Here is a 21,192-nt window from a genome sequence, read left to right on the forward strand (position 1 = left end):
GAAAGTTGGAACGAGATGATGTCGCCGTGCTCCAGAGGCTAGAGCCAGCCGGAGCGAACGAGCACGGGCCGGCCGTCGGTCGCGGCGGGCACCTCGGCCGGCGCCTTGCCAAGCTCCCCCGCGCGCACCCGGTCGAGCAGCCGGCGAGTCGCGCCCACGACCTCGGGCGCCGCATCGCGCAGGTCCACCGCATCAGCGGGACCGGCCGTGTCCACCGGGAAGCGCGCCTCGGCCAGCAGAGCATCCAGGTCAGCAAGCTTGCCGGCCAGCCAGCCGAGCGGATCGGCGGACAGCTCCCGGACGAACACCCGCTTGCCGGGGTTCCATCCGGTGAACGCCGGGTGATGGTGTGCGCGGTCGAAGCTCCCCGGCTTCCCGTCGACGGATTCCAGGAAATCCGCCCTCCACACCGGCTGCCCAACCTCGATCGGCGTCGCGGAGTAGATCGAATCCTTCAGCTCGCCGCGCTCGAGCACCCGCAGCTCAAGCCGGACCCCGTGCTCGGCGCTCTCCTGGCCCGTGCTCGGCTCCGGATCGACGAAGTACAGATCCCCAACCACCACACCGACCCGGTCGAACCCGAAGACGTACAGCATGGCCAACCCCTTTCGACACCCGGATGACCCCGATAGATACGTTCCGGTCGGTTTACTTCTGTTCGAGCCACCAGTTCAGCGGCGTGCTGTCGTCGGCCGGGTCGTAGACGTTCACGTAGTACCACTCCCCAGCGGGGACGCGGCCCAGGTACGCGTTGAGCGCGGACTCGATCGCGGCGAAGCCGGCCCGGAACGGGATCGTGAACACGGTCAGGCTGCTGCGGTCCCGGGTCCAACCCTTGCCGTCGCACCAGCCGCCCAGGGACTCGAGTGTCCCCTTGAGACGGTCGACCTCGGCGTCGGCGGTGGACGGGGCGCTCACGTGCACGGCGATGTTGCCGCCCCGCTCCACCACCTCGAAGGAGTTGTCGTCGTGCACGCGCAGGAGGTCGCCGGCCGCGGCGCCCATAGCCAGACCGGGCGAGGCGGCGAGCCGCCACCGCCGGCCCTCCGGCTCGGCCAGCACATCCTCATGCACTGGCCGGCCGGACGGGCCGATCGCGACGAGCAGGCGCACGGTGGGCATGCGCCCGACCCTAGTCTGTTCGACCATACGGTGCCCCGCAGCTTCCTCTCTCGGCACAGGACATGCCCGGTCTCGGCGCGCCTCGGTTGCCGGCGCTCAGGTTGCACGCGGCACCCTCGAGGCAGACGTTGGGCGGATCCAGGTTCCCGCCGCGCGACGTCGGCACGTTGCGGTGTCCAAGGTGGACGTTGCTGGGGTTGCGAGTGGTCTGGCCACAGCGCCAGCACCGGTAGAGCCCACCCTGCTGATCGGCCTCGTCGATGAGGGCCTGGCGGACCGCGCCCTGCCCGGCCCGGGATCCGCCGGTCGGGCCGCCGGTACTGGCCGCGACCTCCTGCGCGGTGGCTCCCTGGGCGTCCCGCAGCACCGCGCCGGCACCACCGGTCGGTTGCGCGGTCGCCGGGCGGACGGCCGGCGGCGTGGTGGCCGCCGGGGTGGTGGGTGCCGGCGTTCCGGCCGCCGGGGCGGGCGAGCCGCGCAGTGCCTTGATGGCCGCGCCGCCGCCCTTGACCACGCCGAACGTGACGCCGGCGATCACCGCGTCGGTGGCGACCGCCTCCACGGTCTGCGGTTCTCCGGAGATGGCCCGCGACGCCACGCCGCCGACCACACCGGCACCGACCGCGGCGCTGCCCTGCACGAGCAGGCTCGCGCCCATGGTGGCGCCCGCGACCGCGCCGGAGATCGTGCCGGCCGCCGCGGCTCCGGCGAGCCGCCCGGCGTCGAACTCGCCCTTGATCGCCTGCCGGACGCCCTCCACACCGACGCCGACCAGCAACCCGATGCCCGCGCCGATGGCGATGTTCACCCACTTGCCGTCGGGATCGTTGAGGCGTACCGGGTTTGCCGCGGCATACGTGTAGGGCGACAGGTTGACCGGGCTGTAGACGCCGCCGCTCGGATTACCGTCCAAATAGGACGGAAGAGCGGGGTCGGGGCTCTGCCACAGCTGGGTGCGCGCGTCGTAGTAGCGGGCGCCGTAGTAGTAGAGCCCGGTCTCCTCGTCGAGCTCCTTGCCGGTGTACTGGTGCGGCACCGGCTGCACCGGGTGCTCGTCGACCCAGGTCTCGCCGCCCGCGAAGTACTGCAGGTGCTCGGCGAGCTGGCCGTGGTCGTCGGTGACGAACCCGGTGGAGCCCAACTGGTCGCTGTGCGCGTAGAACTGCCGGTCCTCGATCCGGTTCGGCGGTTCGACGAACTTCGTGACCAGTTTCGTCTGTCCTATGTAGACGTGCTTGTACTCCTTGTTGCCGTCGGTGGAGTAGCTCTGGTTCGGGTAGACGTGGAACGTGCTGCCGTCCTTGATCACCCGGTTGCCGAGGTCGTCGTAGGAGTACCTGGCGCGGTTCGGCGTGCCGCCGGGGTTGTCGCAGGAGGCCGGGGTCTGCGGCAGCGTCTGGCTCTGCACGTTCTCGTGGCTGCAGGCCAGCCGGTTCTCCTCGTCCCAGATCAGCTGCCGGCGCGGCTGCGGCTGCTGGCTGCGGCTGATCTGGTTTCCGTTGGCGTCATAGGCGATCGTGAACGGTCCGAGGGCGGTCGGGGCATGCGGCTGGCCGCCGCCGTAGCCGTACCCGTAGGTGTAGCTGGTCTTGCCCTGCACGATCGCGTTGCCGTTGCTGACCAGCTCGTGCACCTGCGCCTTGGACGTGAGGTTGTTGATGCTGTCGTAGGCGAGGTCCATCCGGTAGCGGTCGGTGTGCGGGTTGCGCGACTGGTAGGTGCCGTCGGCGTGGGTGAGCCGGTACAGGTCGTCGTAGCCGAAGGTCTGCGTGCTCGGGCCGCCGACCTGCTGGCCGACCTCGGGGCCGGGCGGCACCGCGGTGTTGTTGCGGATCGTGGTGACGTTGCCGACGTGGTCGTAGTCGTAGTCCAGGTTCTGGAACACGTACCCGATGCCGAGGTTGGCCCGCATGGTGTCCAGCCGGCGGTTCTGCGCGTCGTAGGTGTACTGGGTCCGGGTGCCGTTCCCGGTGTCCAGCAGCACCCGCTGCTCGAACTTGTCGTAGTCGAGCCGGCGCAGGTACTGGTAGGTGAAAGTACCCTTCACGCCGGCGGCCGAGTCGACCTGGCCGCCGCTGTTGTAGTTGTAGGACAGCACCTCCCCGTCCGGGAAGGTCATGCGCAGCACGCGGTTCCAGGTGTCGTAGGCATACCGCGTGGTGAACGTGGCCACGTGGCTGCCCTGCTCGGAAACCGTGCGGCTCTCCGAGGTGAGCTCGCCGAGCGGGCCGTACTCGCGGGTGACGTCGCCGGCGCCGTCGTGCACCGCGGTGATCCGGGAGGCGCCGCCGTTGGGCGCGCCCGGCCCGCCGTAGGTGTAGCGGATGTTGTTGCCCGGGAAGACGGGGTACCGGATCCCGGACAGCCGGTTGAAGTCGTAGTCGTACTCGATGGATTGCTGCGAGGCGGCGAGCTTGGCGGTGACCTTGGTGATCGGGTTGTCCGCGAGGTCGTAGCCAGTGGTCGTGCGCCCGGCGTCCGGACTGTCCACAATGGTCCGACGGCCGAGGTTGTCGTAGCCCGCGGTGGTCACGTTGTTGTGATCGTCGGCGGCGGACGTGATCTGGCCGATCGGGTCGTAGCCGTAGCTGGTCCAGATGACCGACTGGCCGCCGGCCGGGTTGAACTCCTTGACCGAGGTGGTCAGCTCGCGAACGTCGGAATAGGTGCGTTTCTGCTTGCCGTTCGCGTCCGTGGTGACCATCTCGAACTGGGTGGCGCCGGACCGGTCCGGCCCGAAGCCGTAGGCCACCGCGGTCGTCGTGTTGTCCGGCAGCACGGTGGTCCGCGTGCGGTCCAGCACGTCGAAGGTCATCCTGGTCGGCTGGACCGTGTCGACGGTCGTGGTGAACGTGGTGTTCGCCGCGCCCTTCGGCTCGGTGACCGGGTAGAACTGCTCGACCGCCCGGCCGAGGAAGTCGAACGTGACGTGGCCGGAGATCGTCATCACCGTGGCCGGCGGGGTGTCCGGTCCAGTGTGGACGCTCGCGTCCTTCTTGGTCTGGATGGTGCGCTTGAGCCCGTCGATGAAGGTGATCGTGTCGATGGTGTCGGCCTTCGGCGCGCCGGTGGCGTCGCGGTCGGCGTGCCGGGTGACCGCGTACGGGACCGCCGCCTCCGGGTGGTACTCGAAGTCGATCGTGACCCGGTTCTCCGGTGCCTCGTAGGGCCCGGTGACGCTGTCCAGCCTGCCGAAGTTGTCGTAGGCGTTGCGGAGCACCTGGTTGTTGAAGTCCGTTGTGGACTCGACCTGACCGTACTTGAGATTGTGCGTCGACGAGGAGTGGTAGCCGAAGCTGTCGGTGATCGACTCGATGTAGTTGCCGACCACGGTGTCGTAGCCGTAGTCAAGCCGGTAGCGCTGACCGGTCTTGTTGGCCGGCCCGGTCACCGCCTTGATGGTGCCGTTCGGGAAGTACTCCATCGAGGTGACCGCCGCGTCGCCGTTGGCAAGGGTCGCGCGGATCTCGGTGATGTCCCCGTTGGCGCAGTTGACCGTGGAGCTTCGGTGCCGCATCAGGGTTCCGTTGCCGAACACGTCGATCGCGTTCGGGGAGCCGACGATGTAGGACGCCTGGCAGGCCGGATCGTCCGCGGTGTAATGGATCCGGCTGTCCACGTCGTCGGCCGGGCCGGTGTCAGCCGCGTCGAACGAGCGGGTCACGTTGCCGAGGGCGTCGTACTCCATCTCGGTGAAGGTGGTCTTCGCCGCGCTCGGTTGGCCCTCGAAGTACCGCCGGTCGGTCCTGGTCGGCTGCGGGAAGATGGTCGCGGTCGTGCTCTTGGCGTCCGCCTGCGCGCCAGGTGCGTTGATGTCCCGCAGGCTGTAGGTGTTCACCGTCTCCAGGAACGGTCTGCCGGCCGCGTCCGCGGTCAGCTCGCGGCGCAGCAGGCCGCGGGTGTAGTGGCTGTCGTTGAGGAACTCGTGGGTGATGCTGCGGTAGACCGCGTCGCCGGCACCCGGGTCGCGGTGGCGTTCCACCACGGTGGCGTAGCCGTCGAACTCCCGCTCCAGCCGGTCGAAATGCCCGCCGGAGTACTCGTAGCCGACCAGCTGCGTGTCCTGGCCGTCGCCGGGGTGCCCGTCCTGCACGGCCACCCGGGTCAGCACCCACCGGGACTGCGGTTGCTCGTAGTTGTTGCCGTCCCTGGCGTACTCGAAGTCCATCCGGGCACCCAGCGGCCGGGTGACCCGGCGCAGCAGGTTGGTGCGCCCGGTGTTGTTCTGCACCACGGAAAGCTGGTTGTCCCGTGTGGACGCCAGCTGGTCGGCGAAGCCGTCGCCGTTGATGTCGCGCAACGACACCTCGGTGCGGCTGGCCCCGGTGGTGACGTCGCCGCCGGGGTTGATCACGATGCAGACGACCGTGAAGCAGATGCCGAACGTGAAGTACACCCCGCCGCCGAGGCTGGCGTTGCGGTCACCGTTGAGATCCGAGCGGCTGCCGTTGAAGTCGACCGGCGGCTCGAACCCGTTGCCGGTGTTCAGGGCCACCTTCAGCGGGGTCCCGGCGAACACGCGGTCCATCAGGCCGTCGCCGTTCATGTCCAGCAACGTGCCGGCCGCGGAGCTGCTGCCGGTGCTGAACGAGGCACCGCCGGCGAAGCCGTAGAAGTCGGTGTTGAACCCGATGTTGATGCCGACATTGGAGCCGCTGCCGTCGTTGATCGGTGCCGGGTTGCGCCAGGTCTCCGGTGCGCCGAAGCGGTAGCCGAGGTTGAGCGCCACCCGCCCGTCGGCGAACACCCGGTCGGGCAGGTCGTCGCCGTTGATGTCCAGCAGGTCGAACTGGCCGTCGGACTTGCTCCCGCCGAGGCTGCCGCCGACGCTGATCGGGGAACCGAACGCCGGCATGTCGTTGCCGGCCTCCGCGGTGTTGGTCGCCGCATGCCCGGGCGGGCTGTCCATGCCTCGCCCGGTGGAGATGGTGCGCGCCGCGCTGCCCGCGCTGGCGTTGCCGGAAATGTTGGTGCTCTTGCGAACCGCACCGTCCGGAGTGGACGATCGGGTGCCGCCGAGGCCGCCGGTCATGTCGCTGTACTGGATGCCGCCGGTGCCGACCACGTCCGGGAACTGGTCGCCGTTCATGTCGATGAAGTCGACCTGACCGGTGCTGTCGCCGGTGGCGATGCTGCCGCCGACCGAGCCGACACTGCCGCCCACGCTGCCGGTCAGCGAAACCTGCTGGGAGCGCGCGACTCTCGGCACCGCGGTGGCGTTGCCGAAGTCGGACGGCTTGGGCACCGCGATCGAGTCGACGCCCAGCCGCGAGCTGCTCACGCTGGCCCTGGCCACCCAGTTGTGCTCGCCCGCGCCCCACCGGTTCAGTTGCGGCGACGGGGAGAACGGCGCCACCTTCGGCGGGTTGATCCGCGGATCGTTGGTGAAGGCGTCCTTCTGCGCCTGCGGGTCGACGCTGCCCGGCAGCTGGTCGCCGAAGTGCTCGTCAATCACCAGGTCGTTCTGCACGATCGGCTGCGTGGCGCGGTCCTTGTTGCCGTTGTAGCCGATGGCCGCCCAGCCGCGATAGGGCTGGCTGAACGCGCCCTCCTCGGCCGCGCTGTGGAACGCGCTCGGCACGTCCGACCCGTCCAGCTGCACCGTGGCCGAGGTGAGGAACGTGCGCAGCTTGGGGTCGAGGGTGCTGAAGTCGAAGAACAGGTCGTCGTTCTCGTGCACGTCCACGCTGAACGAGCCCGGGGAGGTCAACTGTCCGTTGTGGACATCGAAGAACCGCTTGGCCAGCAGCTCACCCCGGCGCTTGACGGTGAACGCGATCCGCGCGTTCGGCTGCTCGCTGCCGAAGTTGAACGCGAGCTGCGGGTTGACGGTCACGGTGGCGTCCGCGGACACGTGATGGAACCCTTGCGGCGCGGTCAAACCGTCCACCGGGTAGATGTCCAGGTCGTACGGCGGGAAGATGTTGATCAGGAACTGGCCGTTGTTGTCGGTGACCCGGGCCACGCCGTCGGCCGCGGTGTAGTACGCCTGCGGTGTCCAGGCGAGCTGGTCCACGTCGACCGGCGAGTCCACCCGGATCCGCCACTTGAGGACCTGGCCCTGCTGCACCGGGATGTCGAGGTTCACCGGAATGCTACCGGTGGTGCCGCCGGCCAGGGTCTGGTCGAGCACCGGGGTGCCGTCGCGGGTGATCACGACCGCGACGTCGTCCGTGGTGGCACCGCGCTTGACCAGGTCACCGGAGAGGTGCACGGTGCCGGTGAGCGGCATCTTCACCGTCGAGGTCCGGCCGCCGAGGGTGAAGTCCCGGGAGGCCTGGTACCGGTGGAACGGCAGGCCGTTCACGTCGATCGGGTCGCCGACATTGAGGTAGCTGACCCGTGGATCCCACGACACCTGGTCCAGACCGCCGTCGAAGGCCGACTGCAGCCGGAAGTACAGCCGCTGGCCACGCGTGACGCTGATGGCGTCGACGCCGGTCGGGGCGTGCTCGGTGTTGTCCTGCGGGCCGATCTGAGTGGACCACAGCTCGGTGTCCTCGTGCTGGATCGCCACCCGCACGCCGTCCGCGTTGGTCGACGCGGCCCGGGCGGCGGCCGTCTCGTCGGCGAGCTTCACCGTGCCCTCGACCTTGACCGTGCCGTCGAACGGGGCCACCCAGCGGCGCACGCTGTCCAGTAACGGGAACGAGTCGACCATGCGCTCGCGGTCCTGCGCGAAGTCGCCGACGATCCCGTTGGTGTCCACCTGGCCGGCGCCCACCGGCACCGGGGTGTCGCCGCTGATCCCGTACACCGGAACGCCATCCGGCCCGACGCGTCCGAACAGGACACTCCCGCCGTTGACCAGGTCGGTGATCCCGTCCCCGTTGACGTCGCTGAAGTACTGGTTGGTCGTGGTGAACGTGTTGATGTAGTCCAGCTGCGCGGCCACCGCGCTGAGGTAGCCCTCGATGCCCAGGGTGATCGAGTTGCTGCTCTCGCCGCCGATTCCCGGCAGGTTCAACGGTTTCGCCTCATCGGAGAACCGGAGCTGACCGTTCGGTCCGGACCGGTTCTTCCGGTACTGGACCGACCCGCCCTTGCGGAACACCTTATCCGGCAACGAGTCGCCGTCGACGTCGATGAGCGCCAGCACGCCGTCGTCGTCCGAGTGGTTGAACCCGACCTTGAGCCCGATCGAGTTCGACTTGGTGGGCGAGGTGCCCACGCCGACGTAGAGGTGGCCACCGCCGCCGGCCGAGGTGCTGGCGTTCAGCGCGCTGGCGTCGCCGGCCTGGTCGGGAGTGAGGTTCAGCACGTCCTTGCTCAGCCCGTCACCGGGTGTCGTCCAGTCGGCCGGGCTGAATGCCTGGTAGTTGCCCGCGCCGTCGCGGATGTCGTCGAAGTAGTCGAACGTGTGGGTGTTGAACAACGCGCCGTTCTCGCCGAACTGCGCGACCGTCTTCAGCAGGGTCTTGAAGAACGCGCCGGTGGCATAGGTGAACTCGTAGCGGCGGATCAGGTTGCCGTCCAGGCTCACCTCGACCTTGCGCAGCCGATCCGCGGTCACCCGCTTGTACCCGCCGCGCGCGTCGATCGTCGTGTCCGCGCGCAGCGGCTCGTTCAGCTCGCGGTCCCGGATGAACGTGACCGCGTACCGGCCCTCGGTGTTGTCCTGCCCGGTGTAGGTGACCCGCTGCGGGTACAGGTTCCGGCCCGGCTCGGCGCCGCCGTCGATGCCGTTGTCGTCGACCGGAGCGTAGGTGTAGCGCAGCAGGTTTCCGTGCGCGTCACGCACGTCGCGCAGCATCCAGGTGGAGACGTTCCCGCCCTGGTCGGCCAGCGTGGTGTTCGGCGCACCGCCGTAGAACGAGTGCGTGCCGGACTTGTCGACGACCTCCCAGCTGTAGTTGTTCGGGGCCGTGCCGTGCCGGACGATCTTGGTGAAGCCGCCCTCGACCCTGGTGTGGAACACCTTCTCCGCGCTGCGTGCCACCAGCGCGCCACGGTTGGCCAGCGGCGTCAGCTGCTCGCCGTTCAGCAGGTAGGTCTCGGTCTCCAGGCCGCCGTCGAAGCGCGGCACGCCCCACCGGGCGTCGATCGTGATCGCCGGCGTGGACAGGTCCCAACCCACACCCATCCAGCTGTTGCCGCCGGAGGAGTTGTAGCGCACCGCCAGCTGCGGCTGGATCCCGTTGCGGCCCTGGGGAACCTCGATCGGGTAGCTGAGCCGGTTGTCCCCCTGGTTGTTCATGCTCGGCGGGGCGATCAGGTTGACCCCGGCGCCCGGGTCGCCGGCCTCGATGTCCTTGAGCTGGTTGGGATTGAACGAGGCGCCCTCGGGGTGCTCCGGCACCATCACCGTCGAGTTGACCATGTCGGTGAAGTGGTTGGTCAGCGACACCACGAGGTGGTTGACCTCGTCCACCGACACCCGCTGCAGCGGCCGCCAGCACAGCGCCGCCTCGTCGTAGAAGAACGTGTACACGTCCTGCGCGGTGAAGCCGTCGGTCAGCAGCGCTGGGTCGTAGGGCAGCGAGACCGTGATGTCCTGGGTGAAGGCGAAGGGATGCGGAGTGAACCGGTATCCCTTCCGCGGCCCGGCGGTCACGTTGGTCATGCCGGGATCGAGCTTGGGCAGGTCGGTCTGGGTGAGCGGGGTGATGCCGATGCCGGTGGGCAGAGTGACCGAACCCGGCGCGATCTTCAGGCTCGCCCCGTCATAGGCGAGCGTGCGCGGCATTCGTTCCAGTGGCCCGACAACGGACTGGAACGCGGGCAGCGTGGTGCCGAGCGACTGGGTCAGCGCCGCCGGTTTGACGGCCGCCGGCGCCGTTTCCCCGCAGGTGGCCGCCGTTGTGGCGGCACCACCCGCCGGCCTGGCGGTGGGCGGCCGGTTGGCCGCGGTCGTTCCGGAGAAAACCAGTGCCAAAACGGACAGGAAAGCCACCAGCTTGGCGGCCCGGGAACGGCGGACGGAGTCCTGACGACGACCGGCGGAGATCATGTTCATCGCGCCCAATCACTAGATGCGATCCACCAGACACAACCGGGAACAACGTAAGCGCGGGCGGTCGCCACACGGCACACCGCGGCCCGACCGGGCGGATTAGTGTGCCCAAAAAGGAAGGAATGGCTGGTTCCCGTAACACGCTCAGACGGTAAGACGACTTACTTCTTCTACCTTCGCGGCAACAAGAACAGCCGGTTTCATTTCCCCAAATCTGCGGTCAACTATACGACATTCAGCCCAACAGCGTTACACCCGTCCTCCCCTAGACACACTTACAGTATTAGTTCCTCCCGATCAGGCACCGACAATCGGGTGAAGCACACCCCTGATCGGCGTGGTGGCCAAGCGCGGTCGCCACGCCGCACCCCTCCTCGGCGAACCCGTATACCTAGTACTACGATGCATCGTGTCTCTAGGGTTAGTGGCGACGGAGGGAGGTCGGGTGAAGGTCACCAAGGATCTTGTGGCCGCCTCGGCGACACCGATGGTGTTGGGGATCCTGGCCGAGGCGGACAGCTACGGGTACGCCATCCTGAAGCGCATCAACGACCTCTCCGGCGGTGAGCTGGACTGGACGGAGGGGCTGCTCTACCCGTTGCTGCACCGGCTCGAACGGCTCGGGCACGTGGAGTCCCGGTGGCAGTCGGTCGCCGGGGAGCGCCGGCGCAAGTACTACCGCATCACCGACACCGGGCTGGCCGAGCTCGCCGAACAGCGCCGGCAGTGGGACACGGTGGTGGGCGCGCTCACGCAGATCTGGCGCGGCAATGGGGATTCCCGGCCGCTGACCGCGTTTCCGTTGGGGGGCAACGCATGACCGGGCCTACCCACGACCTCGAGGCGCAGTTCGCCCAGTGGCGCCACTATGTGGAGCGTCGCCGCGAGCTCGGGCCGGCCGACGCCGACGAGCTCGAAGATCACCTCCGGGGTTCGGTCGACGAGCTGGTCGCCGCCGGTCTGCACGGCGACGAGGCGTTCCTGGTGGCGGTCAAGCGCATGGGCAGCCTGGACGACCTGTCCCGCGAGTTCGCCAGGGAGCACTCGGAACGGCTGTGGAAGCAGCTGGTACTGACCGGCGGGACCGACGGCCCGGCGGCGGGCGCCCGGTCGCGGCGGGATCTGCTCGCGATGGCGATCTGCGCGGTGGGCGCGGCCGCGTCGATCAAGGTGCCGGAGCTGTTCGGCAAGCACCTCGACCACGACATCGCCTTCTACGCGCCGAACTTCGGCCTGTTCGCGCTGGCCTGGCTCGCGAGCTTCCTGGCCTGGCGCCGCCGGGCCACGACCGCGGTGATCGGTGTCCTGCTGACGTTGTTCGCGCTCGGCGCCGTCGCGGCCAACGCCTACCCGCTCCTCGACCACTCCCAGTCGGTGGTGCTGACCACGATCCATCTCCCCATCGCCCTGTGGTTCGCGGTCGGGCTGGCCTACGTCGCCGACGATCTCAGGTCGCCGCGCCGGCGCATGGACTTCGTTCGCTTCACCGGCGAATGGTTCATCTACTACGTGCTCATCGCGCTCGGCGGCGGTGTGCTGATCGCTTTCCTGGTCGGCACGTTCAAGGCCATCGGGATCTCCCCCGAAACCTTCGTGTCGCAGTGGCTCGCGCCGTGCGGCGCGGCCGGCGCGGCGGTGGTGGCCGCGTGGCTCGTCGAAGCAAAACAAAGCGTCGTCGAGAACCTCGCGCCAGTCCTCACCCGACTGTTCACCCCCCTCTTCGCCGCGGCGATGGTGGCCTTCCTCGTCGCGTTCATCGTCACCGGTGCCGGCATCGACATCGAGCGGGACGCGCTGATCCTGTTCGACCTCCTGCTCGTCGTGGTGCTGGGCCTGCTGCTCTACTCGATCTCGGCGCGCGACCCGCTGGCCCCGCCCGGGCTGTTCGACAAGCTGCAACTCGCTCTCGTGCTCGGCGCACTCGCCATCGATGTGCTGGTATTGCTGGAGATCACCGGCCGCATCACCGAGTTCGGCACCACGCCGAACAAGGCGGCCGCGCTCGGCGAGAACGTCATCCTGCTGGCCAACCTCGCCTGGTCGACCTGGCTGATGCTCGGGCTCGTCCGCCGACGCACCCCCTTCGCGACACTCGAGCGCTGGCAGACCAGCTACCTCCCGATCTACGCCACCTGGGCATGGATCGTCGCCCTGGCCTTCCCCCCACTGTTCAACTACCTCTGAGCACCGACCCGCGCAGCTCGAACCAGATCGCCAGGGGCACCCCGATCGCGCCGAAAGTCGTGGCGCCCAGCGTCAGATAGGCAGCGGTGTGATTCTCGGGAGCTCGGCTGTCGCGGACGTCGTCGGTCGGCGACTCGAGGTCATAGGCGATCGGCACGTCATCCCCACCGTGGCCTTCGGGCCCGGAGCCTCATCGCCCTGCTCGATCATGGCCTGGACCTGCCGGCCGCCGGCAGTGCGGAACTCGACGTAGGCCCGGGAGCTCTTGCCCGTCCTCACCACCGCGACGCCGAGCACCGCGACGATCCAGAACTTGACCCCCGACATCACCTTCGCCACGTCATCAAGATCCCGTGATCACCGGCCACAAACCCTCGTGTGCCGGTCCGGATCGGACCAGGTGCCCGACACCAGACTCAGATCCGGTCAGCGATGAACCATAGTCAGGATCACATGCCCTGACAAGGCATTATCGGATGGTGGAGCTGAGAGGGCTCGAACCCCTGACCCCCACACTGCCCATCCCGGCGACGTACGCGCCGTTCACCGCCGAGCAACGCACTACCGCGGTGCTGACCGGGCTCGGATTCGGCATCGCGCTGGGGACTGTAATCTCAACGGTGTAACTGTCCAAAGTGGAGGGTACATCGTGACTGATGAGAGTGGGCCCCGGATGGCGATGGTCGAGCCGGTGGTCGGCGAGGCGGCGGAGGAGCGGATGGTCGCCGAGTTGGCCGCGTGGGCTCGGGCCGAGGGGCTGCAGATGACCGGTGCAGGTGGGCTGTTGAACCGGTTGACCAAGCGGGTGTTCGAGGCCGCGCTGCAGGGCGAGATGGATGAACATCTCGGCTACGGCAAGCACGACCCGGCCGGCCGCGACGGCGGCAACTCTCGTAACGGCACGCGGGCCAAGACGGTGCTCACCGAGGTCGGCCCGGTCGAGCTGGAGGTCCCGCGGGATCGCGACGCCAGCTTCGAGCCGCAGCTGGTCAAGAAGCGGCAGCGCCGCCTGACCGGGGTGGATGGCATGGTGATCTCGTTGTCGGCCAAGGGGTTGACCCACGGGGAGATCGCTGCGCACCTGGCCGAGGTGTACGGCGCGGACGTGTCCAAGCAGGCCATCAGCACCATCACCGATCGGGTGATGGACGGCATGGCCGAGTGGCAGAACCGGCCCCTGGACTGCGTGTATCCGGTGCTGTTCCTCGACTGCATCCACGTCAAGATCCGCGAAGGCAATGTGGCCAACCGGCCCATCTACGTCGCGCTGGCCGTGACGACCGACGGCACCCGCGACATCCTCGGGTTGTGGGCCGGCGAGCACGGCGACGGCGAGGGTGCCAAGTACTGGCTACGCGTGCTGTCCGAGCTCAAGAACCGCGGCACCCAGGACGTATGCATCGTCGTCTGCGACGGGCTCAAGGGCCTGCCCGACGCGGTCGCCCAGGTGTGGCCGCAGGCCCTGGTGCAAACCTGCATCGTCCACCTTCTGCGCAACTCGTTTCGGTACGCCAGCCGGGCAGACTGGGCGGCCATCGCCAAAGACCTCAAACCGGTCTACACCGCACCGTCGGAACAGGCCGCCCTCGACCGGTTCGCTGAGTTCTGCGAGCAGTGGGAAGCCCGCTACCCGGCCATCGTGCGGCTATGGACCAACGCGTGGGCGGAGTTCACTCCGTTTCTGCAGTTCGACACCGAGATCCGCCGGGTCATCTGCACCACCAACGCCATCGAGTCGATCAACGCCCGGATCCGCCGGGCCGTCAACGCCCGCGGCCACTTCCCCACCGAGCAGGCCGCGCTCAAGTGCATCTACCTCGCACTGATGAGCCTCGACCCCACCGGCACCGGGCGCAAACGCTGGTCGAGCCGCTGGAAGAAGGCGTTGAACGCCTTCGAGATCACCTTCGACGGACGCCTGTCCGCCGGACGCAAATAACCACCAACCGAGATCAACTAGTTACACCGAAAAGTTGACAGACCCCGGTGAATGAGTTGCGGGGAGTGTTGGGTTGGTGGGAGGGGACCGTGCCTCCAGGGTTTGGCGTGTCGCTGTGGTGATGTCGATGCCGGGGTGGTGTCCGCGATCGGTACGTGTACCGGGGTGGTGTCGTCGAAGGTGGTTGCGGGGTCGTACCAGTTCACCGTGCCGTCGGCGAGGCGTTGGGGCCGGACCTGTTCGTTGCCCATGCCGATGAGCGTGTAGGTGCAGTCGGGGCTTGAGAGGTCCGGCTGGCTGGTGAGATCGGCGGTGCGGCGCGCTAACTGGGACAAGATCATGACGGTTCGCGCGAGCTCCGCGGTGTGAAACCGTCGCCCGTCCTCCGTCCCTGCCTTTGCGCTATCTATCGAATTGCGATAGGTTCTCATCGCAATTCGATAGGAGGCAGGTCGTGGGAAAGCTGACGGTGCAGGCGCTGCGCGCCGTGCTCGTGGCGGTGCTCGCCGGCACCGCGTTCGTCCAGGCCGGGATGGTGTGGGCGTTGGTCAGCGGGAGCGACCCGGAGGACGGGTCGCTCCCGCTGACCCCGCTGCGCCTGATCACGATCCTGGGCATGGTGTCGGTCCAAGTCGCGCTGGTCTGCGTCTGGCGGCTGGTGACGATGGTGCGAGGCGGCACCGTGTTCTCCCACGCCGCCTTCCGATACGTCGACATCATGATCGGCGCCATCGTGGCGGCTGCCCTCGTGTGGTTCGCGGTCACGGCCATCAACGCGCCGGGCCAACGCGACGACCCAGGCGTCACCGTCATCATGGGCGGAATCGGCGTGGCCATCCTGGGAGTCGCACTCATCGTGCTCGTACTGCGGATGCTGCTCGCCCAAGCCGTCGCCCGCGACACCGAAGCCTCACAGCTGCGGGCCGAGCTGGACGAGGTGATCTGATGCCGATCACCGTCGACATCGACGTCATGCTGGCCCGACGCAAGATGTCCGTGGGCGAGCTCGCAGACCGCGTCGGGATCACACCCGCCAACCTGGCAGTCCTCAAGAACGGCCGCGCCAAAGCGGTGCGCTTCGCCACCCTCGCCGCGCTCTGCCAGGTACTCAACTGCCAACCGGGCGACCTACTGCGCTGGGAAGCCGACAACACCACCGACAGATGACACGCCGCAGAGCGGACGTGAAAACACCGGCGCCGTCTGACCGTGACACCGCACGTCAACCGCATAGCCAGCCCAGGCCTACACTCTGACATCCAACTACTCGAACTGAGTTTGCAATTTCCAACATACGGTCGTCTACCATGACCATCTTTCACAATTGGGCATATTCACGTTTCTACTGGCGCGAACCGGTGATAAGAAGTCGACCGGGCAGCGCCGCGGACCTTTTTGGCGTTTACAATGGTGACGGTCGTGTGCTATTCGCGGTGGCAGTTTGTCTGCGGTGTTCCGATCTTTTGAGCAAATGTCGCTCGACCTGAGGTGACGTGGCGTCGGCTCTGCCACGTGGTTGTCCCGGTGGCGGCCGGCACGCCTGGTCGAGCAGGCCGATAACTTTTAGAACCCGGGCTGGCCGGGACAGGCCGGTTGTGAACCCCGGTTGGCAGGTAGTTACCTGGGGGCGTGTGTCCGGGGTATGGCGGTCGCGGCGGGACGGCGCCGCCCGCCGGGGCGGCGGGGAAAGTAGACGCCGGCCATTCCGGCTAGTGCGGTGATTCCCGGGCCCAAAAGCAGGACGATCTGATAGCCGCCGGCGGTGTCGGCGACGGACATTTCCCGGTTGGCTGGGGTGTTCGGTGGGGGCCCGGGACCGTCATACTCGAGGCTCACCCGGTGGGGGAACAGCAGGATGGTGGTGATGGTGAACACGGTGATCATCAGCGCGGCGACGATCCCGGCCACCAGGCCGGCCAGCACCCCTTGGCGAACCTGGGCATCGCTGGGGCCGTCCTGCCGGGCCTGAGCTTCCTGCTCGGCGATGTCGTTGGCGGCCAGGATGCCGGCCAGCGCCGGCAAACCCAGGGCCACCACCGGGAAGGCTAGGACGTAGGGGGCTGCCAGCCACCCGGAGGCGAGGTGCAGTGCGCCGCCGAACGGGGTCAGGCCATAACCGGCCAGGCCGATGAGCACCCCGAATCCGCCGCCGAACGCCAGGGTTCTGGATGGGGTCGCCCAACGCTGGGAGGTGAGAGCCAGGATCACCACCGCGTACCCGCCGATCAGCAGCACCAGAAAGAAATCGGTGGCCAACTCACCCGGATCCAAGGCGTGACTGGGCTCGCCGGCATGGCGCGCGTTGCCGTAGTGGACCAACCAGACAATGACCGGAATCAGGGCACATAAGACGGCATAACTTCCGAAACGCACCAGTATCGCGGCCATGCTGGCGGCGACCGCACCGAACACCCGACGTGAGCGCACCACCCACGGCAACCCGATCAACAACCCCAACCATATTGTCGACAGGACGCCACCAACCGGGCCGACGAACTCGGCGTGCCAGGCCCACCACACCACGCCGGCCGCACCCGCGACGAACACCGCCTCGCCCGCCACCAGCACCATCCACAACCCGATCCGACGTGCCATGGCGCAACTCCTCACCAGCAGCCAAGCCCCGCCCGACCAATCCCAGGGTCGCCCAGCACCCGCAACGCGTTACCCGCAGCTGCTCAAAAGGTTCGGCCTGAGCCGGGCGCAAGATCGCCAGGCTCAGGCCATGCAGCCGGTGCGCGCTGCCCGACCTGACCCTGCCAAGCAGCGTTTTCGACCAGGACGGCAACCTCCTCTTTGGCAAGGACCTGTCCTTGACCAGGTCCTGCTCCTTGACCACCATGAAGACCCTGCGCCGCAACACCTCCTCGGTTCTGACAGATCCGCCACAGTGCCTCCACAGACTCACTCGCCTCACGTCAACCGCTTTCACGGCCAGGCACTCGGACCCAGCGTCGGTCCGGTGATCAGCGCGGACGTCCGGTCTCTACCGAACCCGGGGCGGTTCAGGGTGCCGGCCAGCCGTAGGCAGGGGGCTCGGGAGGGGTCGTCGCCGTCGCGGATGCGGAGTTGGCGTTCGCGTGGTCCGGTGGTGCGGAGCGGCCGAGTGCCCGCCGCGCCTACGCCGTGGCACGGCGGATGAGCCTGTACCCGCCGACCGCGAACGCGGCGGCCACCAGGACCGGCCAGCCGGCGAGCAGCGCTGTGGGGGGCTGGTCGAGCAGCCAGCGTTCGATCGCGTCCCATTGCCGGGTCCACGTGATCAGCGCGGCGGCCAGCCCGAGCGCTGTGAACGTCAGGGCGAGGCTGGCGAGGACGCCGGTGGTGCCCCAGCGCAGGTGCACCGTGCCGAGCAGGATCCCGAGGTGGGTCACGACCAGTATGGGTACTGCGTACCCGAGCAGGAGCAGCACCGGGTTGGCGTCATCCATGAACGGCAGGCCGACGTAGCGCATCCCCATCCCCCAGTAGCCGGTGGCCTGTTCCACGGCGCGCAGCAGGCAGAGCACCAGCGCGTAGACCACCGACTGGACGACCGCGAGCAGCGACCAGGCCAGGTAGAACTCCCGGCGGGTCACGCTCATGCCCAGCGCGTACGGGAAGATCTGGGTGACCGAGATGGTGGCCATCCCGATCGCGCCGCCGCACAGGCCGACCAGGCCGCCGCCGGTGATCGTCACACCGTCCTCGCCCGGGTCGTAGTTCGCCAGGAAGATCAACAGGTTGAGGCCGAACGCGACGGGCATCATGCTCCACGTCCAGCCCACGATGTGCGGCCAGGCCGGGATCTGGAGACGGACCACCTGACGGATGCGGTTCATCGGGCGGCCTCCCGGTCCGCCGCCGCCGTTGTCGTCGGCGGTGCGGTCAGGCGGACCACGAGTTGCTGCAACGACAGCGGCGCCAGCTCGACGTTCAGCGCCTGCGCGAGCGCCTTCGCGTGCGGTCCGAGCCCACCGAGGATGGTCGACCGGACCAGGCCGCTCAACCGCTCGCGGTGCAACTCGGTGCGTCCGGCCGCGAACCCGTCCACAGCCTCCGCCCGACCGGTGACCGCCACCGCCCGCGCGCGCAGGTCGTCGGCGTCCTCATCGAGCAGCAGCCGGCCACGGTCGATGAGCAGCACCCGCTCGACCAGATCGCTCACCTCGTCGATGAGGTGGGTGGACAGCACCACGGTGCGGGGATGCCCGGCGTAGTCGGCGAGCAGGCGGTCGTAGAAAAGCTGCCGGGCGGCCGCGTCGAGCCCGAGGTACGGCTCGTCGAAGAACGTCAGGGGCGCCCGCGCGGCCAGCCCGACGGTCACGCCGAGGGCCGACAGCATGCCCCGCGAGAGCCTGCGGACCTGCCGCCCGGCCGGTAGCTGGAAGTCCGCGGCAAGGCCGTGCGCGAACGTGTCGTCCCAGTTCGCAAACAGCCGGCGTGCGGTGCGCAAGACGTCGCGCACGGTGTAGAAGTGGGGGTAGCGCTGGCTCTCCCGGACGAAACAGACCTTCGACAGGACAGCCGGGTTCTCCACCGGTGGCGCATCGAAGACCGACACGTTGCCCGACGACGCGAACGCCTGCCCGGTGAGGATCTGCATCAGGGTGGTCTTGCCCGCCCCGTTGCGCCCGAGCAGGCCGTAGATCGTGTGCTCGGCCAGCACGAAGCTCACGTCGTCGAGCGCCGTGACGTCACCAAAGCGCTTGGTCACCCCGTGCGCGGTTACCACCGCCGTCATCCCAGGTCCCTCCCCACAACCGCACCAAATGAATCGATCATCTTCATCAGCTCGTCGTGGCCGATGCCGAGCTTGCGCGCCTCGGCGAGCAGGGGTTCCACGTACTGTTCGGTGAACCGTTCCCGTCGCCGCTCGCGCAGCCTGGCCCGGGCGCCACCGGCGACGAACATGCCGATGCCGCGTCGCTTGTAGAGCGTTCCCTCCGACACGAGCTGGTTGACGCCCTTGGCCGCGGTGGCCGGGTTGATCCGGTGAAAGGCGGCAAGCTCGTTGGTGGACGGGACCTGGGCCTCCTCCACCAGCGACCCGTCGATGATCGAGTTCTCGATCAGCTCGGCGATCTGACGGAAGATCGGTCGGTCGTCGTCCATCCTTGGCTTAGCCGCCCAACTGGTTAGCTACACGTGTACCTAACCATGCAACCTTGCGCCGCGGCTGTCAAGCCCCCGGGCCTCCCGCGACCTCAGCCGGCGGCGGCGGGAACGCGATAGGCGCCTGCGTCGGCCCGGCTGGCAGCGGCGGGATCTCATAGATGAGCAGCGAGCTGACCTCATGCAGCCGCAAGCCGGTGGCCAGCGCGAGTTCGCCGACCGCGGCGTTGCGGGCCAGCTCCCGTCATCGCTAGTAGGGATCCGAGCTGCCGTCCGGGGCCAAGCCGCGCAGCCCATCCAGGAACAGCCGGGTAAAGTCCGGCTCCAGGTACTTGATCGTCACGTGCGGTTTCGGGGCGCGGCGGACCGCCAGGTTCACCCGCACCTCCCGGCCGGTTCCGGCGAACAGCGCCCGCGCCGTCCGGTAGGTGAACGGCTCCGCCTCGGCGCGGCCCTCCTCCATGGCCCACCGGTAGAACAACGACAAGATGCTCATGTGCTGGCCCCACGTGGTCGCCGCGAACCGCTCCCGCACCGGCCCCGCCGCCCGGTACTCGGCGTACTTGCCGAGCGCGGCCTTCAGCCGCTCCCGCGAGTCGACCACCGCGACGCCGTGGTCGGCCAGGAACTCCATCCACGCCTTCACCGCCCGCGCGTATGACTCCCACGAGCTCGGCGCCGGGCACCCCGACGCCGGCAACTCCCTCAGCCACCGGTTCACCACCATCGACGGCCGCGGCACCGCCGGCCCGTCCTCGAACCGGAGGTCGTCGTCCACCAGCACCGGCATCCGCTCCGGCAGCAGCGGACAATCGCCGACGTCCCAGGACTACCAGCCCCGAGACGAGAAGAAGCTCAAGATCATGAGGGCTGACCGTAGAAACACAACACGGGCCTGGGCAAGGCCCAAACCCGTCACCTACCAGCCAACACACCCCGAATCGCAACGCGTGCATAAAGCGGGGAGAATGTGCCGCAGCATGTGCGGGTGCATCCTCGGCAAGTGCATCACTGACACCTTGGCGAGGGCGCGAAGTCGGCGGGTGGCACAGTGCCGGTCCATGCGTCGGCTGCGACGGTTGAGCAAGATCGGGCCGCTGATCCGAGAGTCCACGGCGCGGTCCAGAGCGCGGCCGACGGCGGGTGGGAGCGGAACGAGGACGAGTTTGGTGCCTTTGCCAAACACCCGGAGTACCCGGTGGCCGTGTTCCTCGCCGATGTCGGCGATGTCGGTGCGGCACGCTTCGAAGATCCGCAGGCCGAGCAGTCCGAGCATGGCGACCAGGGCAAAGTCGAACACGTTGGTCGAGTCCCGGGCCGCGGACAGCAGCGCTTCGAACTGCAGGTGCGACAGACCCAAGGTGGGTGACTCGGCCGGGACCGGTGGCCGGCGGACATAATCGGCGGGTGAGTGCTCCAAGACGGCATCGATGACGCAAGTGCGGTAGAACCCGGCGACCACGGCCATCCGCCGCGACACCGTCGATGGCTTGAATCGACGTACCTCCTGCGTCCATCGCACATACCGCTCCACCTGTGCGCGCTGCACCTCCAAGGGTCGCAGCTCCTGATCAACGCACCAGACGAAGAACAACCGCAGGTCGGACTAGGTGTGCGATCGCGAGGTGCCGGTGAATCGGCCCAGGTACGCCGAGGCCGACAACCGAAGAACAAGATCGTCATCGAAGACCGCTGGAACCGCCGGTGAAGTCGTCATACCTCAACACGCTGAGCCCACCGTAGTCACCCAGCCAATCGATCACGTTGACAGCGGCAGAAGAGGACGTTTCTGGTGTCGTTGTCGAGGTGCACCGCCGTTGGTGACGTAGACGTCGGTCTTCGGCAACAACTCGTCGTAGGGCAGGAACCCGGGCGTTGGCGGGCAGCGACTTCACCGGGC

16 protein-coding genes are annotated in these 21,192 nt (G+C 68.1%); 6 read left to right on the forward strand and 10 right to left on the reverse strand.

Annotated features, from left to right (window positions below; translation table 11 throughout):
- Positions 1–38: 38 nt before the first annotated feature.
- The 3 genes from VGR06_RS06900 to VGR06_RS06910 are packed head-to-tail and all read right to left on the reverse strand — an operon-like array spanning position 39 to position 10,078.
- Positions 39–596: a hypothetical protein gene (locus tag VGR06_RS06900; RefSeq protein WP_327558119.1), complete on the reverse strand. Its 558-nt coding sequence runs from the start codon at positions 594–596 to the stop codon at positions 39–41.
- Positions 597–648: 52 nt separating this feature from the next.
- The gene (locus tag VGR06_RS06905) at positions 649–1,122 is read right to left on the reverse strand and encodes a DUF4265 domain-containing protein (RefSeq protein ID WP_327558120.1); all 474 of its coding nucleotides are present in this window, start codon (positions 1,120–1,122) and stop codon (positions 649–651) included.
- 10 nt (positions 1,123–1,132) lie between these two features.
- Positions 1,133–10,078, reverse strand: coding sequence for a SpvB/TcaC N-terminal domain-containing protein (locus VGR06_RS06910; protein ID WP_327558121.1), 8,946 nt, complete (start codon positions 10,076–10,078; stop codon positions 1,133–1,135).
- Positions 10,079–10,520: 442 nt separating this feature from the next.
- Here VGR06_RS06910 and VGR06_RS06915 point away from each other — a divergent pair, with 442 nt between their 5' ends.
- Together VGR06_RS06915 and VGR06_RS06920 are read left to right on the forward strand one after the other, a co-directional pair.
- A complete protein-coding gene (locus VGR06_RS06915) occupies positions 10,521–10,895 on the forward strand; it encodes a PadR family transcriptional regulator (protein ID WP_327558122.1) in 375 nt (124 codons plus the stop codon).
- The gene (locus VGR06_RS06920; protein WP_327558123.1) at positions 10,892–12,259 is read left to right on the forward strand and encodes a permease prefix domain 1-containing protein; all 1,368 of its coding nucleotides are present in this window, start codon (positions 10,892–10,894) and stop codon (positions 12,257–12,259) included. Before VGR06_RS06915 ends, VGR06_RS06920 begins: the two co-directional genes overlap by 4 nt.
- Here the strand turns inward: VGR06_RS06920 and VGR06_RS06925 are convergent.
- Positions 12,246–12,416, reverse strand: a complete 171-nt coding sequence (locus VGR06_RS06925; RefSeq protein WP_327558124.1) for a hypothetical protein — start codon at positions 12,414–12,416, stop codon at positions 12,246–12,248. The genes VGR06_RS06920 and VGR06_RS06925 overlap by 14 nt on opposite strands.
- 319 nt (positions 12,417–12,735) lie before the next feature.
- On the opposite strand from VGR06_RS06925, the gene VGR06_RS06930 reads away from it, so the two are divergent.
- The 4 genes from VGR06_RS06930 (at position 12,736) to VGR06_RS06945 (ending at position 15,365) form a co-directional block, all read left to right on the forward strand.
- The gene (locus VGR06_RS06930; RefSeq protein ID WP_327558125.1) at positions 12,736–12,885 is read left to right on the forward strand and encodes a hypothetical protein; all 150 of its coding nucleotides are present in this window, start codon (positions 12,736–12,738) and stop codon (positions 12,883–12,885) included.
- Positions 12,886–12,938: 53 nt separating this feature from the next.
- Entirely contained in the window at positions 12,939–14,198 is a 1,260-nt protein-coding gene (locus tag VGR06_RS06935) for an IS256 family transposase (RefSeq protein WP_422652993.1), read from the forward strand.
- Between the two features lie 454 nt (positions 14,199–14,652).
- Positions 14,653–15,144 carry a DUF2975 domain-containing protein gene (locus tag VGR06_RS06940; protein WP_327558126.1) on the forward strand — a complete coding sequence of 164 codons (492 nt, stop codon included), beginning with the start codon at positions 14,653–14,655 and terminating at the stop codon, positions 15,142–15,144.
- Entirely contained in the window at positions 15,144–15,365 is a 222-nt protein-coding gene (locus tag VGR06_RS06945; RefSeq protein ID WP_327558127.1) for a helix-turn-helix transcriptional regulator, read from the forward strand. Before VGR06_RS06940 ends, VGR06_RS06945 begins: the two co-directional genes overlap by 1 nt.
- 450 nt (positions 15,366–15,815) lie before the next feature.
- Here the strand turns inward: VGR06_RS06945 and VGR06_RS06950 are convergent, their stop codons facing one another.
- The 6 genes from VGR06_RS06950 to VGR06_RS06975 all read right to left on the reverse strand — a co-directional run bounded on the left by VGR06_RS06950 (position 15,816) and on the right by VGR06_RS06975 (position 20,841).
- Positions 15,816–16,793 (reverse strand): hypothetical protein, encoded by a 978-nt coding sequence (locus VGR06_RS06950; RefSeq protein ID WP_327558128.1) that lies wholly within the window; start codon positions 16,791–16,793, stop codon positions 15,816–15,818.
- Between the two features lie 524 nt (positions 16,794–17,317).
- Positions 17,318–18,019, reverse strand: coding sequence for a hypothetical protein (locus VGR06_RS06955; protein WP_327558129.1), 702 nt, complete (start codon positions 18,017–18,019; stop codon positions 17,318–17,320).
- Positions 18,016–18,921, reverse strand: coding sequence for an ABC transporter ATP-binding protein (locus VGR06_RS06960; RefSeq protein ID WP_327558130.1), 906 nt, complete (start codon positions 18,919–18,921; stop codon positions 18,016–18,018). Before VGR06_RS06960 ends, VGR06_RS06955 begins: the two co-directional genes overlap by 4 nt.
- The gene (locus tag VGR06_RS06965; RefSeq protein ID WP_327558131.1) at positions 18,918–19,292 is read right to left on the reverse strand and encodes a GntR family transcriptional regulator; all 375 of its coding nucleotides are present in this window, start codon (positions 19,290–19,292) and stop codon (positions 18,918–18,920) included. The genes VGR06_RS06960 and VGR06_RS06965 overlap by 4 nt, the downstream gene beginning before the upstream one ends.
- A 250-nt stretch (positions 19,293–19,542) precedes the next feature.
- On the reverse strand, positions 19,543–20,082 hold the full coding sequence (locus VGR06_RS06970; protein ID WP_327558132.1) for a site-specific integrase: 540 nt from the start codon (positions 20,080–20,082) through the stop codon (positions 19,543–19,545).
- A 129-nt stretch (positions 20,083–20,211) separates the two neighbouring features.
- Positions 20,212–20,841, reverse strand: a complete 630-nt coding sequence (locus VGR06_RS06975) for a tyrosine-type recombinase/integrase (RefSeq protein WP_327558135.1) — start codon at positions 20,839–20,841, stop codon at positions 20,212–20,214.
- Positions 20,842–21,192 lie beyond the last annotated feature (351 nt).

The organism is Actinophytocola sp. (genome assembly GCF_036002505.1).
Classification (GTDB): Bacteria; Actinomycetota; Actinomycetes; order Mycobacteriales; family Pseudonocardiaceae; genus DASYTH01.